Genomic DNA, 23563 nt, shown 5'->3' with positions numbered 1-23563 from the left:
CAAGATGTGACTGATTACATCATTGGTTATTACTGTGAAGTCAGGCCACATCATTACAATGCAGGATTGAGCCCAAATGAATCAGAGCGACGATTTTGGTTAGATTCTAAACTTGTGGCCAAATTTAGTTGACCACTACAATGTTTACAGTCGGCCTAGGGATCTGAACGCCGTAAGAAATTGATATTATTAAATAACTTATTTATTAGTAATCAAATACGGCGTAAATATGGTCGAATTTTTGTGCAGCAAGATCGTCACGGTGAATAATAAAATTAAGGGGATCATGATTCTCACCCACGGCGACTTTCAGTAACACCATATAATCTTCGGCGCCGCCTCCTAAGGCCAAGGCTGCATGGTATTCAGGCACTTGGTGCTGACTAAAGCCAAATCCATTGATGCTAGCAATTCCATCATAAAAGGGCATGGGTTGATTGGCCTCGATTAACTGCTTGAGATACTGTGGCATAGTCGTCAGCCGCTCCATCTGTTCGGGTGTAACAACCTCTCCCGGAATAAATCCCTTATAGTTCATATCAATTAATTCAAAGGCTCTAAATTGCGCTTGCCACTCTTCTTTTAATCCATCGCAACACAAATCTTCAATGGTCTCGAGACACTCCAACTGCTGCGTTGATGTAAGCTCCTGTAAGCGCGCTAAAAACAGCTGACTGAAATGGGGGTTTTGATCATTGATGGTGTAGGCATCCGCCATTCTTACACTCGCAATAGCTTTAGCTTTACGTGCAGATACTGTGCCTAAGGTTGAGTCGAAACCGAGTGTTAAGTTAGCAAAACGAATGCCCGTTTTCAGACTGTCATTGTCCGCCACATAGCAGACACGGCCCACTAACCGCGCTGAAAAATCGATTTGTTCTAGGAAGAAAAATAAAGTCCCTTCGCGGGGTAAATACGTTTGTAAATCAGCAAGCTCTGCGCAGTTTAGTTGTGCTATAAACTGCATAGGCACGCGATAAGCCTGCGCCTCTTCATCCCAAGGATAATGGATCCACTCATTCAGCTCGTCGTTTGAGTATCCATAATCCTCACAGTGACCATATTCCTCAGTGTAAGCTGCTAGCATTGTCTCCCTATCCACCAAGGTGACAGGATAAGCGACATCATCGGGTAAATCAGGTAAGCCTCCAAGCCTGCTGTTACCTCGGTTTGAATAGTCCTCTTGCGCAAATGGATACAAGTCAACACTACTGCGGATAACACCTGACATGGCATGGGCGACATGGACGTCTTTGAATTGTTCAAGCTTCTGCTCAAGCAATTTCTGACGGATTGGGGAATTTTCAGCTAATAATATGTCCATATTTCATCTCACTGGCTCCAGTTGAGACTTTTTAGCATAGACATCATAAGCTTGTCAGATTTTTATTCTAGCAAGAGACTAATGTATTCCAGTGTTAAAGCCCAGTATTTCGAGGGATCGTGAATAATAAAAGACGCTGTAATGACCAAAGTTAAAAAGCAATTTCCCCAAAACGTGCCAGTACACCACTCTAACTCGATTAACACAACTTTACATTGATTGAAAAGTGAACAGCTATTATGTATGGTTGAGATTAATTTTATTAAAGGACACTATAAAATGAACAAGTTATATTTAGCCTCACTCTCAATATTGTTGCTTAGTGGCACCGCGTTAGCACAAGAGTCTCAAGTAACCATGGAGTTGTTGAGTGCAGATGGTAATACCCCAATTGGCACTATTAGCCTAAATGACTCTGAGTATGGTCTTGTTCTCACCCCAGACCTGTCATCTTTAACACCTGGAGTACATGGTTTTCATGTGCATCAAACTGGCAGTTGCGAGCCAGCGACTAAAGATGGAAAAACAGTATTAGGAGGAGGTGCAGGTGGACATTATGATCCAGACAGTACGGGAAAACATGGAACGCCGTGGTCAACAAACAATCATAAAGGCGATTTACCTCCTTTATATGCCGATGAACATGGTAAGGCCACAACAGCAGTACTCGCTCCTCGCCTGAATGTAAAAGATGTTAAAGGTAAATCTTTGATGGTCCATGTTGGTGGCGATAATCACTCAGATCATCCGGTGCCTCTTGGTGGTGGCGGTGCTCGTATGGCTTGTGGTGTCATCAAATAAGTTAATATCATTTAGCGTGCCAAAAGCCATTTTTCGTTGGCTTTTGGCTTATGCACTTCTGCCCTAAAGCGCTTTATCGATTGATGAAACCAGAACAAAAGGCTGATAGCAAAGCCATCTTCCCATTTACTGCTACACTCAAATTCTGCGTAAAAAGTTCAACAAAAGGATTTGTTTATGGCAATTGCCTGCGTCAATACTCGAGCCAGTTGCGGGGTCGAAGCACCCGAAGTCACGGTTGAAGTACACCTCAGTAATGGCCTACCCGCATTTAATCTAGTGGGATTACCCGAAGCCTCGGTAAAGGAAGCCCGCGAGCGAGTGCGTAGCGCACTGATCAACGCAGGTTTTGAATTTCCAATGCGCAGGATAACAGTCAACCTCGCGCCAGCAGACTTACCTAAGCAAGGTGGTCGCTACGATTTACCCATAGCCGTGGGCATACTGGCTGCCTCGGAACAAATCCCGGTTAATAATTTAAAAAATATCGAGTTTGTCGGTGAGTTGGCGCTCTCTGGGCACATACGTTATTGCCAAGGATTATTACCGGCGATTATTGCCGCTAAGCGCCAAGATCATACCTTGATATTACCGCTCGATAACCGCCATGATGCCGAGCTAGTCGGTTATCCCAAGGTGTTGTTTGGCTCACATCTGCAAAGTCTCGCCGCCTATTTACAGGGGCAGAGCCAACTTCCCACGCTAGCACCGCAATTAGAATGGATTAGCCAAGAGATACCTGAGTTCCATACTTGCCTAAGTGATGTTATTGGCCAATATCAGGCTAAGCAAGCACTCGAAATTGCTGCTGCGGGTAGCCATAACCTCTTGATGCTAGGCCCACCGGGCACAGGCAAAACTATGCTTGCCAGCCGCATGATGGCGCTTTTACCCGCGCTCAATTATGAGGAAGCATTAGAAGTGGCGGCAATTCATTCCGTGGCTGGACTCGACATTAAACCGCAGCATTTTTTACAGCGACCATTTAGGGCGCCGCACCATACAAGTTCGTCGATTTCCCTCGTCGGTGGCGGCAGTATTCCAAAACCGGGCGAGATCTCCCTCGCCCACCGTGGAGTGTTGTTTTTAGACGAAGTCGCAGAATTTCCTCGCAAAGTCTTAGATTGCCTGCGAGAACCAATGGAAACGGGCGAAGTGGTCATTTCCCGCGCCGCCGCTAAACTGACATTTTTGAGTCGATTTCAATTGATTGCCGCCATGAACCCCAGCCCGAGCGGCGATATCGATAGCCATCACAGATCGAGCCCTGAACAAATTCAACGCTATCTTTCGCGGCTTTCAGGCCCGTTTCTCGATCGCTTCGATTTAACCATAGAAGTACCTAAACTCCCTGCTGGAACCTTAACTCAAGCGGCGCCGCATACGGAAACCAGTAAAGACATTGCCAAGCGCGTCAAGCAGGCAAGGGAGACACAACTCGCCCGAGCAGGTGTGCTCAATAGCGAACTGACAGGCAAGCAACTGAAACTCTTCAGCGGCTTAACTGATGCCGACCTTATCTTTTTAGAGCAAAGCGTAGTCAAACTTGGGCTTTCTGTGCGTAGTTTTCATCGTATTCAACGAGTCGCCCGCACTATCGCCGATCTTGAACAAGCGCCCAACACCGAACGTCGCCACTTGGCTCAAGCCTTAGGATATCGCGCTATGGATAGGCTGCTTGCACGTTTATCCCAGCAATATTGAGCTAATGAATGTTAACAAATGCACCGACCAGCTGTGCCTAAGATTGAGCCAAACGCCGACACCGAGTAACATAGGCCTCCAATTTTTTTTAGGGGGCTCGAATGGGGACGCTATTTTCACAGTTAAAAGGCTGCATAGCATTCTTAGGCTACGTCATTAATACGCTTTTTTGGACTATTCCAATTGTCTTGATAAGCTTTATCAAGCTTATCCCTTTTGGCCCCACTAGAACCGCCACCAGCTATGTGCTCGACTTTTGCGCCAGTGCGTGGATTAGCGTTAATGGCGTGATTGAACGCCTGTTGCACCCGGTAAAAATCGAGCTGACTGGCGATACCCAATTTTCAACCAAAGAGTGGTATATGGTCATCGCTAACCACCAGTCTTGGGTGGATATTTTAATCCTGCAACGGGTATTTAATCGCAAAATCCCCTTCCTTAAATTTTTCCTAAAACAGCAGCTGATTTTTGTGCCTGTGCTTGGGCTCGCTTGGTGGGCGTTGGACTTTCCTTTTATGCGCCGTTATAGCACATCACAGCTTAAGAAAAATCCGAAGTTAAAAGGCAAAGATATTGAAATTACACGTAAAGCTTGCGCTAAATTCAAGGCAAAGCCCGTCAGTGTAATGAACTTTGTCGAAGGCACACGCTTCAGCAAAGCCAAGCATAAAAAGCAAAACTCACAGTTCCAACATTTGTTAAAACCAAAAGCTGGCGGCATGGCCTTCGCGCTATCCGCCATGGGAGAACAGATCCACAAGTTAGTGGATGTCGCAATCTACTACCCAGACCATATTCCAAGCTACTGGGACTACCTGACAGGCAAACTGCCAACGGTTAAAGTACACATAAAGGTGTCAGATATCAGCCCTGCCATGCGCGGCGATTATATGAATGACCGTGAATTTAAAATTGGCTTTCAAGAACAGTTGAATCAACTCTGGCTCAGCAAGGATCAAGTGATAAACCAACTCGCTGGCCAAGTCGATAAAGAATAAGTAAGGGTTACGCCAATATGTTGAATTTCCTGCCAGGCTCAGTGCTTTTTATCCTCAGCCTAAGTTTACTGATCATTAATACCGCCGTTTGGGGCTCGCTCATCAGCCTTGGCGGATTAGTGAAAATCTTGATGCCAGCGCAAGGAGCACGCAATGCGGTGACAACGGTAATGAATCGTTTTATGTGGGCCTGGGCCTGCTGTAACGGTGGCATTCTGTATTTGATCGCTAAAATTGAGTGGGATGTGCAAGGGTTAGAAGGACTCGATAAGAATAGCTGGTATTTACTGATCAGCAACCACCTCAGTGGATTCGATATCGCCGCGCAAACTTACGTGTTGCGTAATCACATCCCTATGCTGAAGTTCTTCCTCAAAAAAGAACTCATCTATGTGCCTATTATGGGTCTTGGGTGTTGGGCACTGGACATGCCCTTTATGGACAGAACCAGCCCTGCAAAACTCAAAAAAAATCCAAAGCTTAAGGGTAAAGACTTAGCCACGACTCGCCGTGCCTGTGAAAAGTTTAGAAATATGCCCACCTCAATTATCAACTATGTTGAAGGTAGCCGTTTTACCCAAGATAAGCGTCAGCGTCAGGATTCACCTTATCACTATTTACTGCGCCCTAAAGCTGGCGGTATCGCCTTTACCCTTTCGGCCATGGGCGAGCAATTTACCAATCTGCTAGACATGACAATCGTCTACCCAGATGCGCCAGAAGATATCTTATTTGGCGTGATGAACGGCAAAGTGAATAAGATAATTGTGCGGATCAATGCCCTGCCCGTGCCTCAGGTTGATGCGACACGTTATTTCGCCGAATCTGAATATCGCGTTGAGTTTCAACGCTGGTTAAACCAAGTTTGGGCGGAAAAAGATCAACAAATTCACGCTTTGCTCCACACCAACCAAAATGTGGCAGATAGTGCCGCCCGCCAAAATCACACTCAAGCTAGCTAACGTCTTACGCTGCTAGCTGCTAGCTTCTAGCTTCTAGCTCTGCAACGAATGCCGCCGCATCAGATAACTCAAATTCATTGAACACGGTTATTCCTGCGGCGCTGAGTTTTTCAGCCGTTAATCCCTGTCCCGCGATTAATTGCTTCGCAAATTGACCATCGTAGATCTGCTTATTACCACAGGATGGACTGCGGGCTTTTAGAATCGCTACTTTAATCCTTTCCTGCTGCGCCAGCTTAAGGGCAATATCAGCTCCAAGACTAAAAGCGAGGGTCACATCTTCACCTTGAGCAGTTAAGATAAGCTCCCCAACCCGCTCCGCTGGCGGTCTTGGTGTGGGTAAACCTCCCGCACATTCAGGGCAAATCGCCACAATCCGTCCCTGTTCACTCCACTGTTGCACAATGTGACTATCCATCAGGTTATGCCCACCGTCATAACGCACCGCTTGTCCGAGTAAACAGCTACTCACCAGTATTTTTTCCACTCTATCCCGCCCCTTATCCGACTATCTCCATGGGTGACCATGCTCAACAAATTGTTGAGCCTACCCCAGAGAAGAGTTTACCTCGGTAATATAAATCGCTAAAACAATAAAATTGTCGACAATTTAATATTTAAAATTTCACTTACAAAAATTAACAGAACAGAAAATAAACTTAAAATTGTTATTAATCAATTACAAAATAAACGTCACCTAGAGATATAGACTTACGTCTAAGTCAACGTATTGTTGACAATATACCAAGACAGGGCTATTTTTTTACCCATTGTCGACAATCCTATTAATAGTGATGCGCTCTATGTTGAAGCAAGACACGACGTTCGTCCCAGATGAAGCCCCAGTTTCCCACCTGCACAAGGTCAAATCGACCTCGGCAGATAAAACGTCGATCACATTAGCCGATCAAATTTTGGTGCAGATCCAAACCAGCATCATCAAGGGCGAACTGCCTGCAGGCAGCAAGATTAACGAGCAAGCACTGGCCGAAAAATACGGCATCAGCCGCGGCCCGACCCGCGAAGCCCTGCAAACCTTAGAAAGACAACGTTTAGTGGTGCGTGCGCCCCATGTTGGCGCCCGCGTCGCCCAGCTGACAGTGAGTGAATTAAACGATTTATATCAACTACGTAGCGTGCTCGAAGGCATGGCCTGCGAACTCGCCGCCAGCCGTATCACCCCAGAACAATTAGCCAAGCTAGAAGATCTGCTCGCAACACAAGAAGCGGCGCTCGCCAAGGGCGATACTTACTTCCAAGAGGAAGGCGATGTCGACTTCCACTACCAAATTATTCAAGCCAGCGGTAACAAGCATCTGCAGGAAACCTTAGTCGGCGGCCTGTATCACCTGCTGCGTATGTACCGCTACCAGTGCACCAATAAAAATCGCCCCGTGAAAGCGATTGCCGAACACAGACGCATAGTCGAAGCCATTGCCCAGCGCGATGGTGAGTTGGCCAGTTTGCTGATGCGCCGCCATATCGAACAGGGGCGTAAAAATACCGAATTACGCTTAATTGAATTGCAAGCCAATGCAGCCGCAAAAGAAACCTTAGCCAACATTAGCTAAGTTCTTACGGCTCAATATGCCCACTTCCCATAAAATGGAAAAGGATAAAACCATGACCCAAAGCGCAGGATTACGTTTTCGCCAAGCTCTTGCTAAGGCCAAACCGTTACAAATCGTTGGCACCACCAATGCCTATTTTGCCTTAATGGCAGAGCAAACTGGCTTCCAAGCCTTGTATCTTTCGGGCGCTGGCGTTGCCAATGCTTCCTACGGTTTGCCTGACTTGGGCATGACCTCAATGAATGACGTGCTGATTGATGCAGGTCGTATCACCTCAGCCACGCAAGTGCCTTTATTGGTCGATATCGATACTGGCTGGGGCGGCGCATTCAACATTGCTCGCACCATCAAAGAGTTCGAAAAAGTTGGCGTAGCCGCTGTGCACATGGAAGACCAAGTGTCGCAGAAGCGTTGCGGACATAGACCCAACAAAGCGGTTGTGAGCATTGAAGAAATGGTCGATCGCATTAAAGCGGCAGTCGATGCCCGTACCGATCCTAACTTTGTGATCATGGCGCGTACCGATGCGGTTGCCGTGGAAGGTTTAGAAGCGGGTATTGAACGTGCTCAAGCGTATATCGCCGCCGGTGCTGACATGATCTTCGCCGAAGCCTTAACTGAGCTAGACCAATATCGCCACTTCAAGGCTCAAGTTAAAGCACCGATTTTGGCGAACATGACTGAATTTGGTCAAACCCAATTGTTCAATAAAGAAGAACTCGCCGAGGCGGGTGCCGACATGGTGCTTTACCCACTCGGTACTTTCCGTGCAGCCAACCAAGCCGCACTGAACGTCATGCAAGCGCTGATGAATGATGGTCATCAACGCAACGTGCTAGACACTATGCAGACCCGTAGAGACTTGTATAAGTACTTGGGCTACCACGCCTTTGAAGACAAGTTAGATCAACTGTTCAGCCAAGATAAATAGCTAAGCAAGCGAGAAAGCAAAATACACAAGACCATGGATTGTCAGTAGAAGCGCAAGCTCATGTTGTTACTGAAACCCAGACGTTTTGCCCCAAGCAGCAAGGCGTCACCGAAAAGCTGCAACCCTACAGGGTTTGGCGTTAAAGCAGATTTAGCGTTAAACAAGTTAAATAAAAAGTGCAGCCTTAACCAATAAATGTCGGCGAATAAGTGCTCTGAAATGAGCACTGAAATCCGCCAGCAATAACCAAACAGAGTTAACGGAAGGGAAGGATTATGTCAGAAGCTAAAACTATCGATAAAAAGCTAAGCGGTGCAGGATTACGTGGCCAGAGTGCAGGCGAAACTGCATTGAGCACAGTGGGCGTGTCAGGCTCGGGCCTAACGTACCGCGGTTATGATGTGAAAGATCTCGGTGAAAATGCCACCTTCGAAGAAGTCGCCTACCTGATTCTTTACGGCGAGCTGCCCACTCAAGCACAGCTTGATGCCTACAAAACCAAACTCAAAGGCCTTCGCGGTCTACCGCAAGCATTAAAAGAAGTATTAGAGCGCATTCCTGCCGAGACTCATCCTATGGATGTGATGCGTACTGGCTGCTCTATGCTAGGCAACTTAGAAGCCGAGCACAGCTTTAGCGATCAGAGTGAAATTACCGACCGTTTACTCGCCGCGTTCCCATCAATCATCTGTTACTGGTATCGCTTTAGCCACGATGGCGTGCGTATCGATACTGAAACCGATGACGATCAAATTGGCGCGCACTTCCTGCATTTATTACACGGTAAAGCGCCGTCGGCACTGCATGCTAAAGTGATGGACGTATCGTTAATTCTTTATGCAGAACATGAATTTAACGCATCTACCTTTACCGCTCGCGTATGTGCTTCCACCCTGTCAGACATGCATTCATGCGTCACAGGGGCGATTGGTTCACTGCGCGGCCCGCTGCATGGCGGCGCGAACGAAGCGGCGATGGAACTCATTCAAGACATGAAAGATGAAGCCGATGCGTGCGACATCTTAATGGGCAAACTCGAGCGTAAAGATAAGATCATGGGCTTCGGTCACGCAATTTATCGCGACAGCGATCCACGTAATGCCATCATCAAAGAATGGTCAGAAAAACTGGCGGCTGCCAACGGTGACGACCGCCTATACCGCGTATCAGTTGCCTGCGAAGCCCTGATGTGGGAACAGAAAAAACTCTTCTGTAATGCTGACTTCTTCCACGCCAGCGCTTACCACTACATGGATATTCCGACTAAGTTGTTTACGCCAATCTTCGTGTGTTCACGCGTCACAGGCTGGGCGGCGCACGTGATGGAGCAACGCTCTAACAACCGCATCATCCGCCCGAGTGCCGATTATGTGGGCGTTGCACCGCGCAAAGTGGTACCGATTGCCAACCGTTAAGCAAAACTGACCACACTTGGCGCGAGATTTCACTCAATGTAAGTCTCGCGCCAACTTCATTTTCCGAAATGGATGATGTTATGAGCACTGCTATGAATACCCAATATCGCAAGCCCTTACCCGGCACTCAACTCGATTACTTCGATACCCGCGAAGCCGTAGAAGCCATTCAAGCTGGCTCGTATGCCAAACTACCTTACACCTCGCGCGTTTTAGCTGAAAACTTAGTCCGTCGCTGCGATCCGGCGGTACTAACCGACTCGCTAAAACAGATTATCGAATCTAAGCAAGAACTGGATTTCCCTTGGTTTCCTGCCCGCGTGGTGTGCCATGATATTTTGGGGCAAACCGCCTTAGTTGATCTTGCGGGTCTGCGTGATGCTATTGCCGCTAAGGGTGGCGATCCGGCCAAAGTGAACCCTGTTGTACCAACACAATTAATTGTGGATCACTCACTCGCTGTCGAATTTGGTGGTTTTGATAAAGACGCCTTTGCCAAAAACCGCGCCATCGAAGACAGACGCAACGAAGACAGATTCCACTTTATTAATTGGACGCAAAAAGCCTTTAAAAACATCGATGTTATCCCTCAGGGTAACGGCATCATGCACCAAATTAACTTAGAACGTATGTCGCCTGTGGTGCATTCACGTAATGGTGTGGCCTTCCCCGATACCTTAGTCGGCACCGATAGCCACACGCCGCACGTTGATGCGCTCGGCGTTATCGCCATAGGTGTCGGCGGCTTAGAAGCCGAAAGCGTGATGCTAGGGCGCGCATCCTATATGCGTCTACCGGACATTATTGGTGTTGAACTCACGGGCAGACCGCAGCCTGGCATTACGGCTACCGATATCGTATTGGCCTTGACCGAGTTTCTACGCGCACAAAAAGTCGTGTCATCTTACTTAGAGTTCTTCGGTGAAGGCGCAGCGGCGCTGACATTAGGCGATCGCGCCACGATTTCGAATATGACACCTGAGTTTGGCGCCACTGCGGCCATGTTCTACATCGACCAGCAAACCTTAGATTATTTAACCTTAACTGGCCGCGAAGCCGAGCAAGTTAAGCTGGTTGAAACCTATGCCAAAACCGCAGGTTTGTGGGCCGACAGCTTGACTGAAGTGCACTATCCGCGCGTACTGCATTTTGATTTATCTTCGGTGGTGCGCACCATTGCAGGGCCATCAAACCCACATGCACGGGTGCCAACATCAGAACTCGCGGCACGTGGTATTAGTGGCGTAGTCGAAAACGAGCCCGGCTTAATGCCCGATGGGGCTGTGATTATTGCGGCGATTACCAGCTGTACTAACACCAGTAACCCACGCAACGTGATTGCCGCAGGCCTCATTGCCCGCAACGCCAACGCTAAAGGCTTAAGCCGCAAACCTTGGGTCAAAACCTCACTGGCACCCGGCTCAAAAGCGGTGCAATTATATTTGGAAGAAGCCAAGCTATTGCCTGAACTTGAACAACTCGGCTTTGGGATTGTTGGGTTTGCCTGCACGACGTGTAACGGTATGAGTGGCGCGCTGGACCCAGTGATTCAAAAAGAAGTGATCGACCGCGACTTGTACGCCACCGCTGTGTTATCGGGTAACCGTAACTTCGATGGCCGTATTCACCCCTATGCTAAACAAGCTTTCTTAGCATCGCCGCCATTGGTCGTCGCCTACGCGATAGCAGGCACCATACGTTTCGATATCGAAAAGGATGTGTTGGGATTAGATAAAGACGGCAACCCCGTCAAACTTATCGACATTTGGCCATCGGATGAAGAAATCGATGCCGTAATTGCGACAAGTGTTAAACCTGAGCAGTTCCGTAAAGTGTACGAGCCCATGTTCGATTTGGCCGTCGATTATGGCGAACAAATCAGCCCGCTGTACGATTGGCGCCCACAATCCACTTATATTCGTCGCCCCCCCTACTGGGAAGGCGCATTGGCGGGAGAGCGCACGTTAAAAGGCATGCGACCATTGGCGGTGCTGGGGGACAACATCACCACAGACCATTTATCGCCGTCGAACGCCATTATGATGGACAGCGCCGCGGGCGAATACCTGCACAAAATGGGCTTGCCGGAGGAAGACTTTAACTCCTACGCCACCCACAGGGGGGATCACTTAACCGCCCAGCGCGCAACCTTTGCTAATCCCAAGCTTAAAAATGAAATGGCGCTGGTTGATGGCAAAGTGCAACAAGGCTCACTGACGCGTATCGAGCCAGAAGGCCAAGTGACCCGCATGTGGGAAGCGATTGAAACCTATATGGAACGTAAGCAGCCGCTGATCATCATAGCGGGCGCAGATTACGGTCAAGGTTCGTCCCGCGACTGGGCAGCCAAAGGCGTGCGTTTAGCGGGGGTGGAGGCCATTGTTGCCGAAGGTTTCGAGCGTATTCATCGCACTAACTTAGTCGGTATGGGCGTGTTGCCACTGGAATTTAAAGCCGGTGACAACCGCGCCACCTATGGTATAGACGGCACAGAAGTGTTCGATGTGCTCGGCACGCCAGCGCCAAGAGCGGACTTAACTGTCGTTATCACCCGTAAAAACGGTGAGCGCATCGAAGTGCCGGTGACCTGTCGTCTCGATACCGCCGAAGAAGTGTCTATCTACGAAGCGGGCGGCGTATTGCAACGCTTCGCGCAGGACTTTCTCGAATCAAATCAGGCTTGAGTCGAGATTTGAATCGACGCTCGAGTCTGGTTAGAGACGACACTTAAATATCAGCTAGCGAAACCGAGCGCCAGCGACTTCACCATTAAGTTACTGGCGCTCATTTGGACTCCATTGGGAGTCCTTTTGGAGTTAATGAATGAATGCTTCAATAATCCACGCGCCACAAATCAAAGTCGCCGCGACCTATATGCGCGGCGGCACCAGTAAGGGCGTGTTTTTCCGTCTGCAGGATTTGCCTAAAGCCGCACAAGTTGCTGGCCCTGCCCGTGATGCCTTGTTACTGCGAGTGATTGGCAGCCCAGACGCTTACGGTAAACAAATCGATGGTATGGGCGGTGCCACCTCGAGTACCAGCAAAACCGTGATCCTCTCCCCTAGCACCCAAACCGATCACGATGTCGATTACCTGTTCGGCCAAGTGGCGATCGATAAACCCTTTGTCGATTGGAGCGGTAACTGTGGCAACTTGACCGCTGCTGTCGGTGCCTTTGCCATCAGCAATGGCTTAATTGATACGGCCCGTATTCCACACAATGGCGTCTGCACAGTCCGAATTTGGCAAGCCAATATAGGCAAAACTATTATCGCCCATGTGCCAATCACCAAGGGTGAAGTGCAAGAAACCGGTGATTTTGAGCTCGATGGTGTGACCTTTCCCGCCGCCGAAGTGCAAATCGAATTTATGAACCCGGCTGCCGATGAGGATGCCAGCAGTGGCGGTGGCAACATGTTCCCTACGGGCAATCTTGTCGATGTGCTAGACGTGCCGGGTATTGGCAGCTTTAACGCCACTATGATCAACGCGGGCATTCCCACCATTTTTATCAACGCGCAGGACTTAGGCTACACAGGCACTGAGCTACAGGATGATATTAATAGCGACACTGCCGCCCTTGCTAAATTTGAAACCATTCGCGCCTATGGCGCCGTGCGTATGGGCTTGATTTCGCATATTGATGAAGCAGTTGCACGCCAACACACGCCTAAGATCGCCTTTGTCGCTAAGCCTAAAGCCTATGTGTCATCGAGCGGTAAAACCGTCAATGCCGATGAAATCGACTTACTCGTGCGCGCGCTGTCTATGGGCAAACTGCACCACGCTATGATGGGCACGGCTGCCGTTGCGATTGGTACGGCGGCGGCAATTCCCGGCACTTTAGTCAACTTAGCCGCAGGCGGAGACACTAAGGACAAAATAGATGCGGTACGTTTCGGTCATCCCTCTGGCACCTTGCGCGTTGGCGCTGAGGCAAACTTAGTGGATGGGGAATGGACAGTCGTCAAAGCCATTATGAGCCGCAGCGCCCGCGTGCTGATGGAAGGTTTTGTGCGGGTGCCAGCTGCATAACTTTTATCTAAATCGTTTGATCTCAGTAAAACAGTTCAACCAAAGACCTTGCTTCTCCCCCTTCCGGCAAGGTCTTTTCTTTTCCAATATCCCAGATAACAGCACAAACAATAATTTGTTCATCAGCTAATATGTTGGCATACCCTAAACAATGCTAAAATCCTTGAGCTATGTAAAAACAATAATAACAACTGTGTTATACCCTGAAAATACGCGGATATCTAAGCTAAGATCAACAGTCATTTCGAACGGGATGATAAAACGTTTTATAGGGGTAAATTTGAGGCCATTCATCTACAGACTTGTTCTATGCGCTCTTTATATTTTGAGTTTATTTGGGATCCCACAAAATGGATGGGCGCTGCCATTAAGTGCGGCCAATACTCAGCTCAAATTTGAATATATTCGCAGTGAAGAAGGGTTAAACCAAAATACCATTACTAGCCTGTTTATGGACAGTGCTGGCATGTTATGGATCGGCACTCAAGATGGTTTACACAGTTATAATGGCCATAGTTTTAATCTTTTTATTCATTCACCGAATGATCCTGCCAGCATTTCTGAAAGTTATGTCTCCGATATTATCCAAGATCCTGAAGGATATATTTGGGTAGGCACCTTTAGCCAAGGTGTTAATCGTCTCGATCTCAGCACTGGGACATTTGAACATTTTGGGCTAGAACAAGGTCTGACTGAACCTAGGGTCACCAAGCTAAATATTGTTGGCAGTACCCTATGGATTGGCACTCAATCAGGCTTATTTTCCCTATCAACAAAGACCAAACGCATTACTCAAGTCAGCTTAGGTAACAGTGTCGAGCCCAATATCACTAGCCTTGCTAATGTTGACAATACCTACTTATTAGCAGGTACACAAAACAGCGGCACCTTTGCTGTAAGTGCCAATACCATTACCCGCTTAAATGTGCCGCAGGATGTTACTGCCCATCAAATAAAAGCAAATTCAAAACGCTCAATTAACCTAGCCTTAGGTAATCAACTATGGCGTTACGATCTTGTGACCCAACAGGGTGAAGTATTATGGCAAACTGACTCCAATATTCCGTACATTAAGGATTTTATTCAAACGCCCTTAGGGCCTATTTGGGCCGTTGGACCCGAAGCTGGGCTGATCCAATTAGATAGGGAGGCTGGCCATTTTGTAGCGACGTATCATAAATACGATACTAAGCGTACCAACAGCATCAGTGAAAATAATATTTTAACCCTACTACAAGATCCTTTCGGCAATCTCTGGCTCGGCACCAGTTACTCAGGGCTTAATAAGATCAACACTCGCCGCCAGTTCTTTCAGCATCTATATGAGTCGACTATCGAACTGCCGCAGCAAAGCAATAATATACGTGCCCTATTACGTAGCCAAGACGGAGCATTATGGATAGGAACGGATGGAGCAGGACTAAAACGTTTGCCCCAAGGCCTTAGCCAGTATGAGCATTATTCATCACACTTTGCTAAGGCGCTCGGTTCCAGCCAACACCACTTAAATCTAGTCATTCGAGATATTGCCCAAGATAATCAAGGGATACTTTGGTTTGCCAGTAACTATGGACTCGGACGTTTAACACCCAGTGGTGAGTTTTCACTGCTTAAAGTGACCCAAAATCAAGAACAAACTTCGGAACCAAACTATATCCGCAGTTTAGAGATTGATGACCAGGATAGACTTTGGATTGCCACTAGCCATGCACTGTACCGCAAAGCGATAAATGAGGATGAATTCTCACCAGTATCCTTAGCGAATATTGAGGATTTTTATCCTGAACAAAATTTATTATTAACCCTTAAAGCCGATAAAAACATTCTTTGGATAGGCTCACTCAATGGGCTTATCAAGCTAGATATGAAAACAGAATTAGGTCAGGTTTTCTACCACCAACCTAATCACAAAAGCAGTATTATTAATAACCGCATTCGGGATATTTTGGTGACATCGAGCGGGGACGTTTGGTTTGCCACCCATGGTGGGATCAGTAAATTGTCCTCCACCCATTCAAATTTAGGTTTTAGCCATTACAGCCGCGAACAGGGCTTACCCAGTAATACTATTTATGCCCTTCTCGAAGACCAAAACCATAATATTTGGTTTAGCAGTAATGCAGGGATCGGCAAATTAAATCCTATTACTAACCACATAATTAGCTTCAATGAACAGGAAGGATTACAGTCGCTAGAATTTAATGGCGCTGTAAAACTTAAAGATAGCGATGGCGACCTTTGGTTTGGCGGTATTAATGGCATTAATCGCTTCAATCCTCAAGCGATCCCAGATCAAAGGGGCGAGGCCAAAGTCGCATTAACGGGTTACAAGATTGCAGGTAAACATCACACTATTTTAGATTTAAGTCGTCCTCCACCAATAGTGATGAATTACGACGAGCAATTAGTGAGTTTTGAGGTTACCTCGTTGGATTTTAGCTATACGGGCAAAAACCGTTTCAGCTATTTTCTTGAGGGTTTTGATCACCAGTGGCATCAATTACCCGCTGGCAATGAAATTACGTTTACCAATATTAATCCCGGCCAATATGTGCTCCATGTACGCCACTCATTGCAATACAACAGTGAAGACACCCATACCCTTTTAATTAACCTAAAAGTACTCGCCCCCTTTTATCGCACTCCGCTCGCCTATACCCTCTATTGCTTACTCGCTATTGGCTTATTGATCTGGGGGCTTTACTGGCGTAAGAGAAAACGCCAACAACAGCGCGAATTTGAAACCAGTATCCGCGCCTCAGAAGAGCGACTCAAGCTCGCACTATGGGCATCCGGCGATGGGATGTGGGATTGGAATATCAAAGAAAACCAAGTATATAGAACCAATATGGACGCATCTATCTCACATTGGAGTAGCAATAATCTGTTGCACGAAAATATACACCCAGAGGATAGGGAAAAATTTAAGCATGAATTGACCGAGCATCTACAGGGTCTAACCCCTTTCTTCGAGGTCGAGTATCGGATTGAAAGTTGTCCGGGTAAATGGATTTGGATTTTAGACCGAGGAAAAGTCGTTGAGACTGACGAACATATGCAGCCAATGCGTATGACGGGCACTAACCGCAATATTACCTCACGTAAGTTGATTGAAAATGAGCTAGTACTGTCATCCCAAGTGCTCAACAGCATGAACGAAGCTGTAGTCGTGGCTGGGTTAGATTATAAAATCCGCTCAGTAAATCCGGCTTTCTGTGCCATTACTGGGTATTCTGAACGCCAAATCACCGACAAATATTTAGTGCATCTAGCCTATAAACAACAGCGCGAACTATTCAATAGTATCGAGCAGCAGTTACTTCGCCACAAACATTGGGTGGGCGAAATTTGGATCCGCAATAAACAACGTAAAGCCATATTAGTTTGGCTCGAGATCAACCAAGTTATCGATATTAAAGGTGAAACTAGCCACTTTGTTGCGGTATTTACTGATATCACAGAGCGGAAGAAAGCCGAGCAGGATCTGCGCTTCCTTGCCAGTTTTGACACATTGACAGGCCTGCCAAACAGAACCCTATTTCAAGACAGGCTAAATCACGCGATCACCCAAGCACACAGGGCAAATAATATCGTTGCGTTGCTGTTTCTCGATCTCGACCGCTTTAAACATATCAACGATTCTATGGGGCATCATGTAGGGGATTTATTGCTCAAAGCTGCGGCTAAACGCCTGCAAAATGCGGTACGAGAAGGGGATACTGTTGCCCGCTTGGGAGGAGATGAGTTCACCATTATTTTGGAAGGTGTGGCTAAAACTAAGGCCGCGACACTGATTTCTGAAAAGGTGTTACATGCCTTCCAAGCACCGTTTCTATTAGAGGATAAGTCCTTAACTATCTCAACCTCGATTGGCATTAGCCTCTACCCAAATGATGCCGACAATGCAGACTCATTAATTAAATTTGCCGATACGGCCATGTATCATGCTAAGTCTTTAGGTCGAAATAATTTTCAGTTTTATACCCATAAACTCAATGAGATCGCCACTCGCCATGTGCAATTAGAGGCCGGACTAAAACAAGCCATTCATCGCAATGAGCTAAGTTTGGTCTACCAACCTAAGTTCAGTTTGCGCGATGGTTCGCTCACTGGCGTAGAGGCCCTACTACGTTGGCACCATACTGAGCTCGGGCCTATTTCGCCGGTAGAGTTTATACCGCTGGCGGAAGAAACGGGGATTATCAATCAAATTGGACATTGGGTGATTAACCATGCCTGCCAACAATTGGCCGAGTGGAATGAGTTAGGTTTCAATAACATTAGTATGGCGGTCAATTTATCGGCTCGACAACTTAAAGCCGATATCATCTCCACCATTGAGGTCGCCCTTGCTGTCTCTGGGTTACCCGCCCAATCACTGGAGCTTGAACTTACCGAATCGATGATCATGGGTAATCCTCAAGATTCTGTCAGCATTTTATCTAAACTCAAGGCCCTAGGATTGACCATAGCGGTAGATGATTTTGGGACTGGCTATTCGAGCCTTAGCTACTTAAAACGTTTCCCCATAGATACACTTAAGATCGATAGAGAATTCGTCAGAGACATCACCAATGATCCCGACGATGCCGCTATCACAAGTGCCATCATTGCGTTAGCCCACAGTCTAGAACTCAATGTGGTTGCCGAAGGTGTAGAAACCCAAGCACAGCTAAACTTTTTAGGGCTGCAGGGCTGCGATGAGGTACAAGGCTTTCTACTCAGTAAACCGCTAAGCGCTGAGGACTGCTTAACCCTATTAGGTAATCAACCTAAACAACTGATGCAATAAACCGAGTCGCACAATAAAAAGGCTCCTTTTATAGGAGCCTGTTTCTGTTTTATAACAATATAAATTTAAGGTGCGATTCGCTGTACAGGTTTGACCCAGCCTTCGGGGCCTTTGACATGCCCTTTTTGGATATCGGTATACAGCTTGTAGATGCGCTGAATATTCTCACCCACTTCACCATTGCCTACGGTGACAACCCGGCCATCTTCAAAAATATAGGAACCCACGGCTGAAACCACGGCTGCCGTACCAAAACCACCCGCCTCGATAATTTCACCCGACTCAATATCGGCGATAAATTTATCGAGCATCACGGTTTCTTGGCGTACTTCACAACCAAGCAGTTCACCCAATTCCATAATCGATTGCGAGGTAATCGACTTAAGGATGGTGTCGGTGAAAGTAGGAATAATCACTGTGCCATCTTTCAGAATATGGAAGTGGTTCATCGCACCCGCTTCTTCAATCTGTTGATTAGTCGAGTCGAGATAAAGCACTTGCGAAGCACCGAACTGCGCCGCCGCTTTACCCGCACGCAAGGAGGCTGCGTAGTTACCCGCCGCTTTAGAGGCGCCAGTACCACCAGAAACAGCACGGTGATAGGTTTTACTAATCAATAAACGGATACCTTTATTCACACCCGCTGCATAGTAAGCACCACTTGGGCTTAAAACAACGCAGAAGGTATAACGTGAACTGGGGCTAACGGAGAGTCTATCTTCAGTTGCAAAAATAAAGGGACGAATATATAAACACGCGCCTTCTTGCATTGGGAACCAGAGACGATCTGCATCGATCAAGGCATTGATCGCGTCGATTTGCATTTGCTCATCGATATTCGGAATACACACAATATCGGCGGAGCGATTCATCCGCTCAGCATTCTTGTTAATACGGAAAGTGTAAATCTCGCCATCTTCATGCATAAAGGCTTTGGCGCCTTCGAAGATCGACTGACCATAATGCAACGCCATTGCACCCGGTGCCATTTCAAATGGACCATAGGGCACAATGCGCGGATCACGCCATTGCCCATCATAATAATCCATTAAAAACATATGATCGGTTCTGAGGCTACCGAAGCCCACATTCCCCTCGGGCTTGAATTGCTCAGTACGGCGCTCGGACGCAGGTTTTAATTTGTAAGTTATTTCCATCGCATACCACCTTGATTACTGAACAAGCAGACTAGGGAGCGATAGGAATAAAGTCAAGAGGGGCGCGCATAAGCCAGTAAAAAACTCGCTAACGCTGGCTCAATCTTTCACACAGCCTCAGATACAAGATAAAACAATCCGCATTCGATCTAATGCCAATGGCAGGTATTTTTGCCACAATAGCGGCGAATTCCCGACAAACTAAACCCTAAGACTCGACCAGATAGTCGCCATTTCGCCGCTCGAGGCTAATGCAGAGTTTGGCAGTGTGCTAATTGCCACTAAAAACAACCAAAGCAAGGACAACGCATGACAAGAATGATTTTATCGGTTGAAATCGGTCACTGGATCGGTGGGCATAACGGCCAATATCCCCATCTCATTGAATTTGATATGGCACATCTGGATAGACCCTTTCAGGTCAGCGAAGGTTGGGGACATGGTTTAGGTGGTGCGGCTTACTCACTCGCCCAATTTGTCGAAACGCCTTCTTTCCTCAAACTCAAAACCGAGGCTCCTTGGGCATTTACCATTATCGAACAAGGCTTAGCCCAACAAGATATTGAGACTATTGCCACCGCACTCTCAGAGCAGTATGTGGATCATCCTCCCGTTGTGGCGGCGCACTTAGCTGAATACTTATTGGGTTAAAGAAGGGGATTGCGTTAAAGAAGCGTTATTTCGTTGATGAATGCCGACTTAAATAAACAGTATTGCTGATAAAGATTCACCGAGTAATCGTACTCGGTGAAAAGATTCTAATCAGGGTTCTAGATACGGCCTTTAAGCGCTTAAACCGCGACAGCCGCAGTCACAGACACTTCGACCAAATATTCTGGCTCGGCAATGGCAGCTTGCACACAGGCTCTCGCTGGAGCGTGGCCCTTAGCCACCCAAGCATCCCATACCGCATTCATCGCATCGTAATCACCCATATCTTTCAGATAAATCGTCGCGGACAGTAAATGCTCCCGCGAGCTCCCCGCCTGCGCTAACAAGGTATCGACTTCCTCAAGCATAGTGACGGTTTGCTCGGTGATGCCTTGATACTTATCCTTCGCCACTTGGCCACACAGGTACACAGTACCTTGGTGGATCACTATGCTACTCATGCGGGTACCGATGTCTAAACGGGTAATGCTCATATGGATAATCTCTTAAATCAGATGGTTAAACTTAAATTGAGTGAGGTATTTTAACCGCAAAGACTTAAAGTGTTTGCAATGCAACTTTAGGCCAAGACGGATAAAAGCGGGACATCAAAGCAAATAATCCAAGACCTGTGCTAATCACGCCCAACCACACTAGCGGTGTCGCCACGGCTAAATTTACTAATTGGAATCCAACCAAGGCTGAACATGCCGCAATGAGAGCAAAGGGCAACTGGCTCACAACATGATCATGGGGAGCGCAACCCGAACTGGTCGCACTGAGCACGCTGGTGTCTGAAATGGGTGAACAATGATCGCCAAATACTGATCCCGCCATCACCGCACTTAGTGCAGGCAATAACAGATCCGCATTTAAGTTGTGGGCAATCTCACCACCTATGGGGATCATGATCGCAAAGGTACCCCAACTCGACCCCGTTGCAAATGCCATGACAGCGCAGAGTAGAAACATTCCTGCCACCAGCAACTGTGGCGATAGATAAAGCTTTGCCCACGAGGCTAACAATGTAGCCACACCCAGATCTTGGATCACAGCACCAATCATCCAAGTACAAAGCAAAATAGCGATTGCAAAGGCGATCATGCGGATACCATGGCTCAAATCACCGAATAAAGCCCTCATACGTCGACCAGAGAGACGTAACATGACTAAAGTCACTAAGGTTGCCAATAAACAAGCATCCCGCATAGAGGCACCAATATCGGCCTTAGCTAACCAGAGTGATATATTCCAAGAAGAAACTTGCTGTGCCCCCGACCAAAGGGTTAATCCCACCGAAGCCGACAAAAGCGTCAACATAGGGATCGCCAATAACCAAGGGCTGCCATTGTGTTTGCTCTTCGGTTGTGAGGTAGCAGCATCCTGCTGCAACTTATCCTCCACCAAGAGTCGATCCTTCGCCATTAGCGAATGAAACCCCACCCCATACCAAGCGACCAGCACAGATAGACCTAAAGTAACAATGGCGTAAAAGTTAAATAAAGCGATCTCAATAAAAGCTTCAAGTGGTGATACGGGTAAAAAGCTAATCCCTGCGATAAGCGCCATCACATAGGGACCCCAACTGGAAAAAGGTAATAGAGCACAAAGCGGAGAGGCATTTGAATCAACCAAATAGGCGAGTTGCTCATGGCGAATACCATAACGCTGGCTCAGCGGCTGACATACGTGACCAACGGCAAGACAACTGAAAATACCATCGATGAAAACAAACCAACCGAGAAAAACCACTCCAAGCCGAGCCTGTCGCTCAGTACGAATGCGGCTATATAACCAATCACCAAACTGACCCACTGCGCCGCCACGCGCTAATAATTGCGTCATGCTACCTAGCAGCAACATGGCCAATAGCACATTAAGGTGCCACCCCTGCCAAGAGCCTTGGTGATAAAACTGCTTAATGCCCGTATCAACCAAGTAATGTGCAGCTTGTAACACATCGAAATGGGTAAACACCAAAGCACCAGAAACGATACCAACCCCGAGTGCAAGCAAAGTTCGGCGTAATAATAAGGCCAAAGTAAGAGTCAATAACAGGGGAAGCACGGCAAGCAGACTAGGCAACATGAGCCATTCCAACAATAAATAAAACCAAGAATACTAACGAGTTAATAACAAATGCAAAAAAACTTAGTTTAGAACACTGTTATCGGGTATTTTTTCGCCAAACGGCAAGAATCACTATTCCTTATGTTCTTGGCACTGCTAGAATCACAGTCCCATCCAGAAACCATAGGACTCTCCAGATGAGCCTTGAATTACTGTCCAAACTGGAAACCAAAATCCAGGCTACACTCGAAACTATCGAGCTTCTTAAAATGGAGCTTGAAGAAGAGAAGCAAAAATCTTCGACTCTGAGTGAGCACAATCAACAACTGAATGAGCAAAACCAACAACTGCAACAAGAACTCGCTTCTTGGAACGAAAAAGTGACTGGACTTGTTGGCTTACTTAACAGCGAAATCTAAGCTGTTTTTGCTTGATGACTCTGAGCTTCAATCAATTCGTTCAGCTCTAAAATAGCCTGCTTCACCTTTGGCAGGCTTTTTCTTGGCAGCAAGAACCGACCTTTCTCAAATTCCAATCTACCTAAATCTTTAACCCAAATAACACCAGTGAGGAAAATACGCGCATGCTTAACGATAAGCTTAGGTGCGTAAACAGGGAAAACTCTCATATAACCACCTACAAGCATTCTTGTTGTTATTGAATACAGTGGTTGGACACAACTCATACCGTTTGAGTTTCATCACCCTAGTGTTTTTTTTCATATTTTATAACGACAAAGAGCTAATCCCCTGATTTAGTGTGAATATAGATATTAGCGTATCTAACAACATCAGCACGATCGTCATAATAATGACGCTTGCCATTTTTTTGACACTCTGTTAGATTAAACGCGTTACTCAGGGTAAAAATGAGCCCTCTGGCTCAAGTCCGTGCTCTCCGACAGGAGGTACGGTTTTTTTTTGCCCATTTATAGGTAAACGTTATAGTGGTTGGGATCCCCCCATGGCGCATCATCCTAACTGTATAGAAATGACTATACTGGGCGAAAATAGCCACAAAAAAAGGAGCCTAAGGGCTCCTTTCAGATTAATGACAAACCCCGGTTTTTGACACCGGGGTTTGTTTTTTTAAGGCTGTAATCTTTATGTTGCCTCTTTCTGTCTTTTTACTACTATCAAATCTGTTTTAAAT

18 protein-coding genes and 1 pseudogene are annotated in these 23563 nt (G+C 47.0%); 13 read left to right on the top strand and 6 right to left on the bottom strand.

The genetic code is table 11. The features are described 5' to 3' along the window. Positions 1-132 (top strand): annotated as a pseudogene (locus tag L2744_RS19815) (IS3 family transposase); the annotation flags it as partial. A 73-nt stretch (positions 133-205) separates the two neighbouring features. Here L2744_RS19815 and L2744_RS19810 read toward each other — a convergent pair. Then, complete coding sequence (locus L2744_RS19810) at positions 206-1324, bottom strand: DUF1963 domain-containing protein (RefSeq protein ID WP_248993502.1); 1119 nt, start codon at positions 1322-1324, stop codon at positions 206-208. A gap of 279 nt (positions 1325-1603) precedes the next feature. On the opposite strand from L2744_RS19810, the gene sodC reads away from it, so the two are divergent. The 4 genes from sodC to yihG (L2744_RS19790) all read left to right on the top strand — a co-directional run bounded on the left by sodC (position 1604) and on the right by yihG (L2744_RS19790) (position 5789). Beyond that, complete coding sequence (gene sodC / locus L2744_RS19805) at positions 1604-2125, top strand: superoxide dismutase [Cu-Zn] SodC (protein WP_248993501.1); 522 nt, start codon at positions 1604-1606, stop codon at positions 2123-2125. 177 nt (positions 2126-2302) lie between these two features. Next, positions 2303-3829, top strand: coding sequence for a YifB family Mg chelatase-like AAA ATPase (locus tag L2744_RS19800; RefSeq protein ID WP_248993500.1), 1527 nt, complete (start codon positions 2303-2305; stop codon positions 3827-3829). 101 nt (positions 3830-3930) lie between these two features. Continuing rightward, the gene (yihG, locus tag L2744_RS19795; RefSeq protein ID WP_248993499.1) at positions 3931-4827 is read left to right on the top strand and encodes a 1-acylglycerol-3-phosphate O-acyltransferase, YihG family; all 897 of its coding nucleotides are present in this window, start codon (positions 3931-3933) and stop codon (positions 4825-4827) included. A gap of 17 nt (positions 4828-4844) precedes the next feature. Further along, positions 4845-5789, top strand: a complete 945-nt coding sequence (gene yihG, locus L2744_RS19790; protein ID WP_248993498.1) for a 1-acylglycerol-3-phosphate O-acyltransferase, YihG family — start codon at positions 4845-4847, stop codon at positions 5787-5789. 19 nt (positions 5790-5808) lie between these two features. Here the strand turns inward: yihG (L2744_RS19790) and L2744_RS19785 are convergent, their stop codons facing one another. Continuing rightward, positions 5809-6276 (bottom strand): 2-thiouracil desulfurase family protein, encoded by a 468-nt coding sequence (locus L2744_RS19785; protein WP_248993497.1) that lies wholly within the window; start codon positions 6274-6276, stop codon positions 5809-5811. A gap of 316 nt (positions 6277-6592) precedes the next feature. On the opposite strand from L2744_RS19785, the gene L2744_RS19780 reads away from it, so the two are divergent. From L2744_RS19780 to L2744_RS19755, 6 genes are all read left to right on the top strand, one after another. After that, on the top strand, positions 6593-7360 hold the full coding sequence (locus L2744_RS19780) for a GntR family transcriptional regulator (RefSeq protein WP_248993496.1): 768 nt from the start codon (positions 6593-6595) through the stop codon (positions 7358-7360). A 52-nt stretch (positions 7361-7412) separates the two neighbouring features. Further along, positions 7413-8291, top strand: a complete 879-nt coding sequence (gene prpB / locus L2744_RS19775) for a methylisocitrate lyase (protein WP_248993495.1) — start codon at positions 7413-7415, stop codon at positions 8289-8291. Positions 8292-8566: 275 nt separating this feature from the next. Further along, positions 8567-9706 (top strand): bifunctional 2-methylcitrate synthase/citrate synthase, encoded by a 1140-nt coding sequence (gene prpC, locus L2744_RS19770; protein ID WP_248993494.1) that lies wholly within the window; start codon positions 8567-8569, stop codon positions 9704-9706. An 80-nt stretch (positions 9707-9786) separates the two neighbouring features. Beyond that, positions 9787-12390: a Fe/S-dependent 2-methylisocitrate dehydratase AcnD gene (gene acnD, locus L2744_RS19765; protein ID WP_248993493.1), complete on the top strand. Its 2604-nt coding sequence runs from the start codon at positions 9787-9789 to the stop codon at positions 12388-12390. A 139-nt stretch (positions 12391-12529) separates the two neighbouring features. Further along, the gene (gene prpF / locus L2744_RS19760; RefSeq protein ID WP_248993492.1) at positions 12530-13741 is read left to right on the top strand and encodes a 2-methylaconitate cis-trans isomerase PrpF; all 1212 of its coding nucleotides are present in this window, start codon (positions 12530-12532) and stop codon (positions 13739-13741) included. 253 nt (positions 13742-13994) lie between these two features. After that, entirely contained in the window at positions 13995-18533 is a 4539-nt protein-coding gene (locus L2744_RS19755) for an EAL domain-containing protein (protein WP_248993491.1), read from the top strand. A gap of 65 nt (positions 18534-18598) precedes the next feature. Here the strand turns inward: L2744_RS19755 and L2744_RS19750 are convergent, their stop codons facing one another. After that, positions 18599-19690, bottom strand: a complete 1092-nt coding sequence (locus L2744_RS19750) for a branched-chain amino acid aminotransferase (protein WP_248993490.1) — start codon at positions 19688-19690, stop codon at positions 18599-18601. A gap of 309 nt (positions 19691-19999) precedes the next feature. On the opposite strand from L2744_RS19750, the gene L2744_RS19745 reads away from it, so the two are divergent. Continuing rightward, positions 20000-20341, top strand: a complete 342-nt coding sequence (locus tag L2744_RS19745; RefSeq protein WP_248993489.1) for a hypothetical protein — start codon at positions 20000-20002, stop codon at positions 20339-20341. A 140-nt stretch (positions 20342-20481) separates the two neighbouring features. On the opposite strand, the gene L2744_RS19740 is transcribed toward L2744_RS19745, so the two are convergent. Both L2744_RS19740 and L2744_RS19735 read right to left on the bottom strand, forming a co-directional pair. Further along, a complete protein-coding gene (locus tag L2744_RS19740; protein ID WP_248993488.1) occupies positions 20482-20835 on the bottom strand; it encodes a RidA family protein in 354 nt (117 codons plus the stop codon). 64 nt (positions 20836-20899) lie between these two features. Beyond that, entirely contained in the window at positions 20900-22429 is a 1530-nt protein-coding gene (locus L2744_RS19735) for a Na+/H+ antiporter NhaC family protein (RefSeq protein ID WP_248993487.1), read from the bottom strand. A 179-nt stretch (positions 22430-22608) separates the two neighbouring features. Between L2744_RS19735 and L2744_RS19730 the strand changes: the two genes are divergently transcribed. After that, entirely contained in the window at positions 22609-22830 is a 222-nt protein-coding gene (locus L2744_RS19730; protein WP_011791028.1) for a cell division protein ZapB, read from the top strand. Here the strand turns inward: L2744_RS19730 and L2744_RS19725 are convergent. Continuing rightward, positions 22827-23039: a stringent response modulator YtfK gene (locus L2744_RS19725; protein WP_248993486.1), complete on the bottom strand. Its 213-nt coding sequence runs from the start codon at positions 23037-23039 to the stop codon at positions 22827-22829. The genes L2744_RS19730 and L2744_RS19725 overlap by 4 nt on opposite strands. Positions 23040-23563: the final 524 nt, after the last annotated feature.

The organism is Shewanella profunda (assembly GCF_023283765.1).
Taxonomy (GTDB): Bacteria; Pseudomonadota; Gammaproteobacteria; order Enterobacterales; family Shewanellaceae; genus Shewanella; species Shewanella profunda.
Note: the sequence above shows the minus strand (reverse complement) of the source record. Positions and strands in the feature narration are given on the sequence as shown.

Bases quoted from the DNA above. Each gene is read 5' to 3' on its own strand.
- L2744_RS19810 (WP_248993502.1), bottom strand. From the start codon at position 1,324: ATGGACATATTATTAGCTGAAAATTCCCCAATCCGTCAGAAATTGCTT.
- sodC (WP_248993501.1), top strand. From the start codon at position 1,604: ATGAACAAGTTATATTTAGCCTCACTCTCAATATTGTTGCTTAGTGGC.
- L2744_RS19800 (WP_248993500.1), top strand. From the start codon at position 2,303: ATGGCAATTGCCTGCGTCAATACTCGAGCCAGTTGCGGGGTCGAAGCA.
- yihG (WP_248993499.1), top strand. From the start codon at position 3,931: ATGGGGACGCTATTTTCACAGTTAAAAGGCTGCATAGCATTCTTAGGC.
- yihG (WP_248993498.1), top strand. From the start codon at position 4,845: ATGTTGAATTTCCTGCCAGGCTCAGTGCTTTTTATCCTCAGCCTAAGT.
- L2744_RS19780 (WP_248993496.1), top strand. From the start codon at position 6,593: ATGTTGAAGCAAGACACGACGTTCGTCCCAGATGAAGCCCCAGTTTCC.
- prpB (WP_248993495.1), top strand. From the start codon at position 7,413: ATGACCCAAAGCGCAGGATTACGTTTTCGCCAAGCTCTTGCTAAGGCC.
- prpC (WP_248993494.1), top strand. From the start codon at position 8,567: ATGTCAGAAGCTAAAACTATCGATAAAAAGCTAAGCGGTGCAGGATTA.
- acnD (WP_248993493.1), top strand. From the start codon at position 9,787: ATGAGCACTGCTATGAATACCCAATATCGCAAGCCCTTACCCGGCACT.
- prpF (WP_248993492.1), top strand. From the start codon at position 12,530: ATGAATGCTTCAATAATCCACGCGCCACAAATCAAAGTCGCCGCGACC.
- L2744_RS19755 (WP_248993491.1), top strand. From the start codon at position 13,995: ATGATAAAACGTTTTATAGGGGTAAATTTGAGGCCATTCATCTACAGA.
- L2744_RS19750 (WP_248993490.1), bottom strand. From the start codon at position 19,690: ATGGAAATAACTTACAAATTAAAACCTGCGTCCGAGCGCCGTACTGAG.
- L2744_RS19745 (WP_248993489.1), top strand. From the start codon at position 20,000: ATGACAAGAATGATTTTATCGGTTGAAATCGGTCACTGGATCGGTGGG.
- L2744_RS19740 (WP_248993488.1), bottom strand. From the start codon at position 20,835: ATGAGCATTACCCGTTTAGACATCGGTACCCGCATGAGTAGCATAGTG.
- L2744_RS19735 (WP_248993487.1), bottom strand. From the start codon at position 22,429: ATGTTGCCTAGTCTGCTTGCCGTGCTTCCCCTGTTATTGACTCTTACT.
- L2744_RS19730 (WP_011791028.1), top strand. From the start codon at position 22,609: ATGAGCCTTGAATTACTGTCCAAACTGGAAACCAAAATCCAGGCTACA.
- L2744_RS19725 (WP_248993486.1), bottom strand. From the start codon at position 23,039: ATGAGAGTTTTCCCTGTTTACGCACCTAAGCTTATCGTTAAGCATGCG.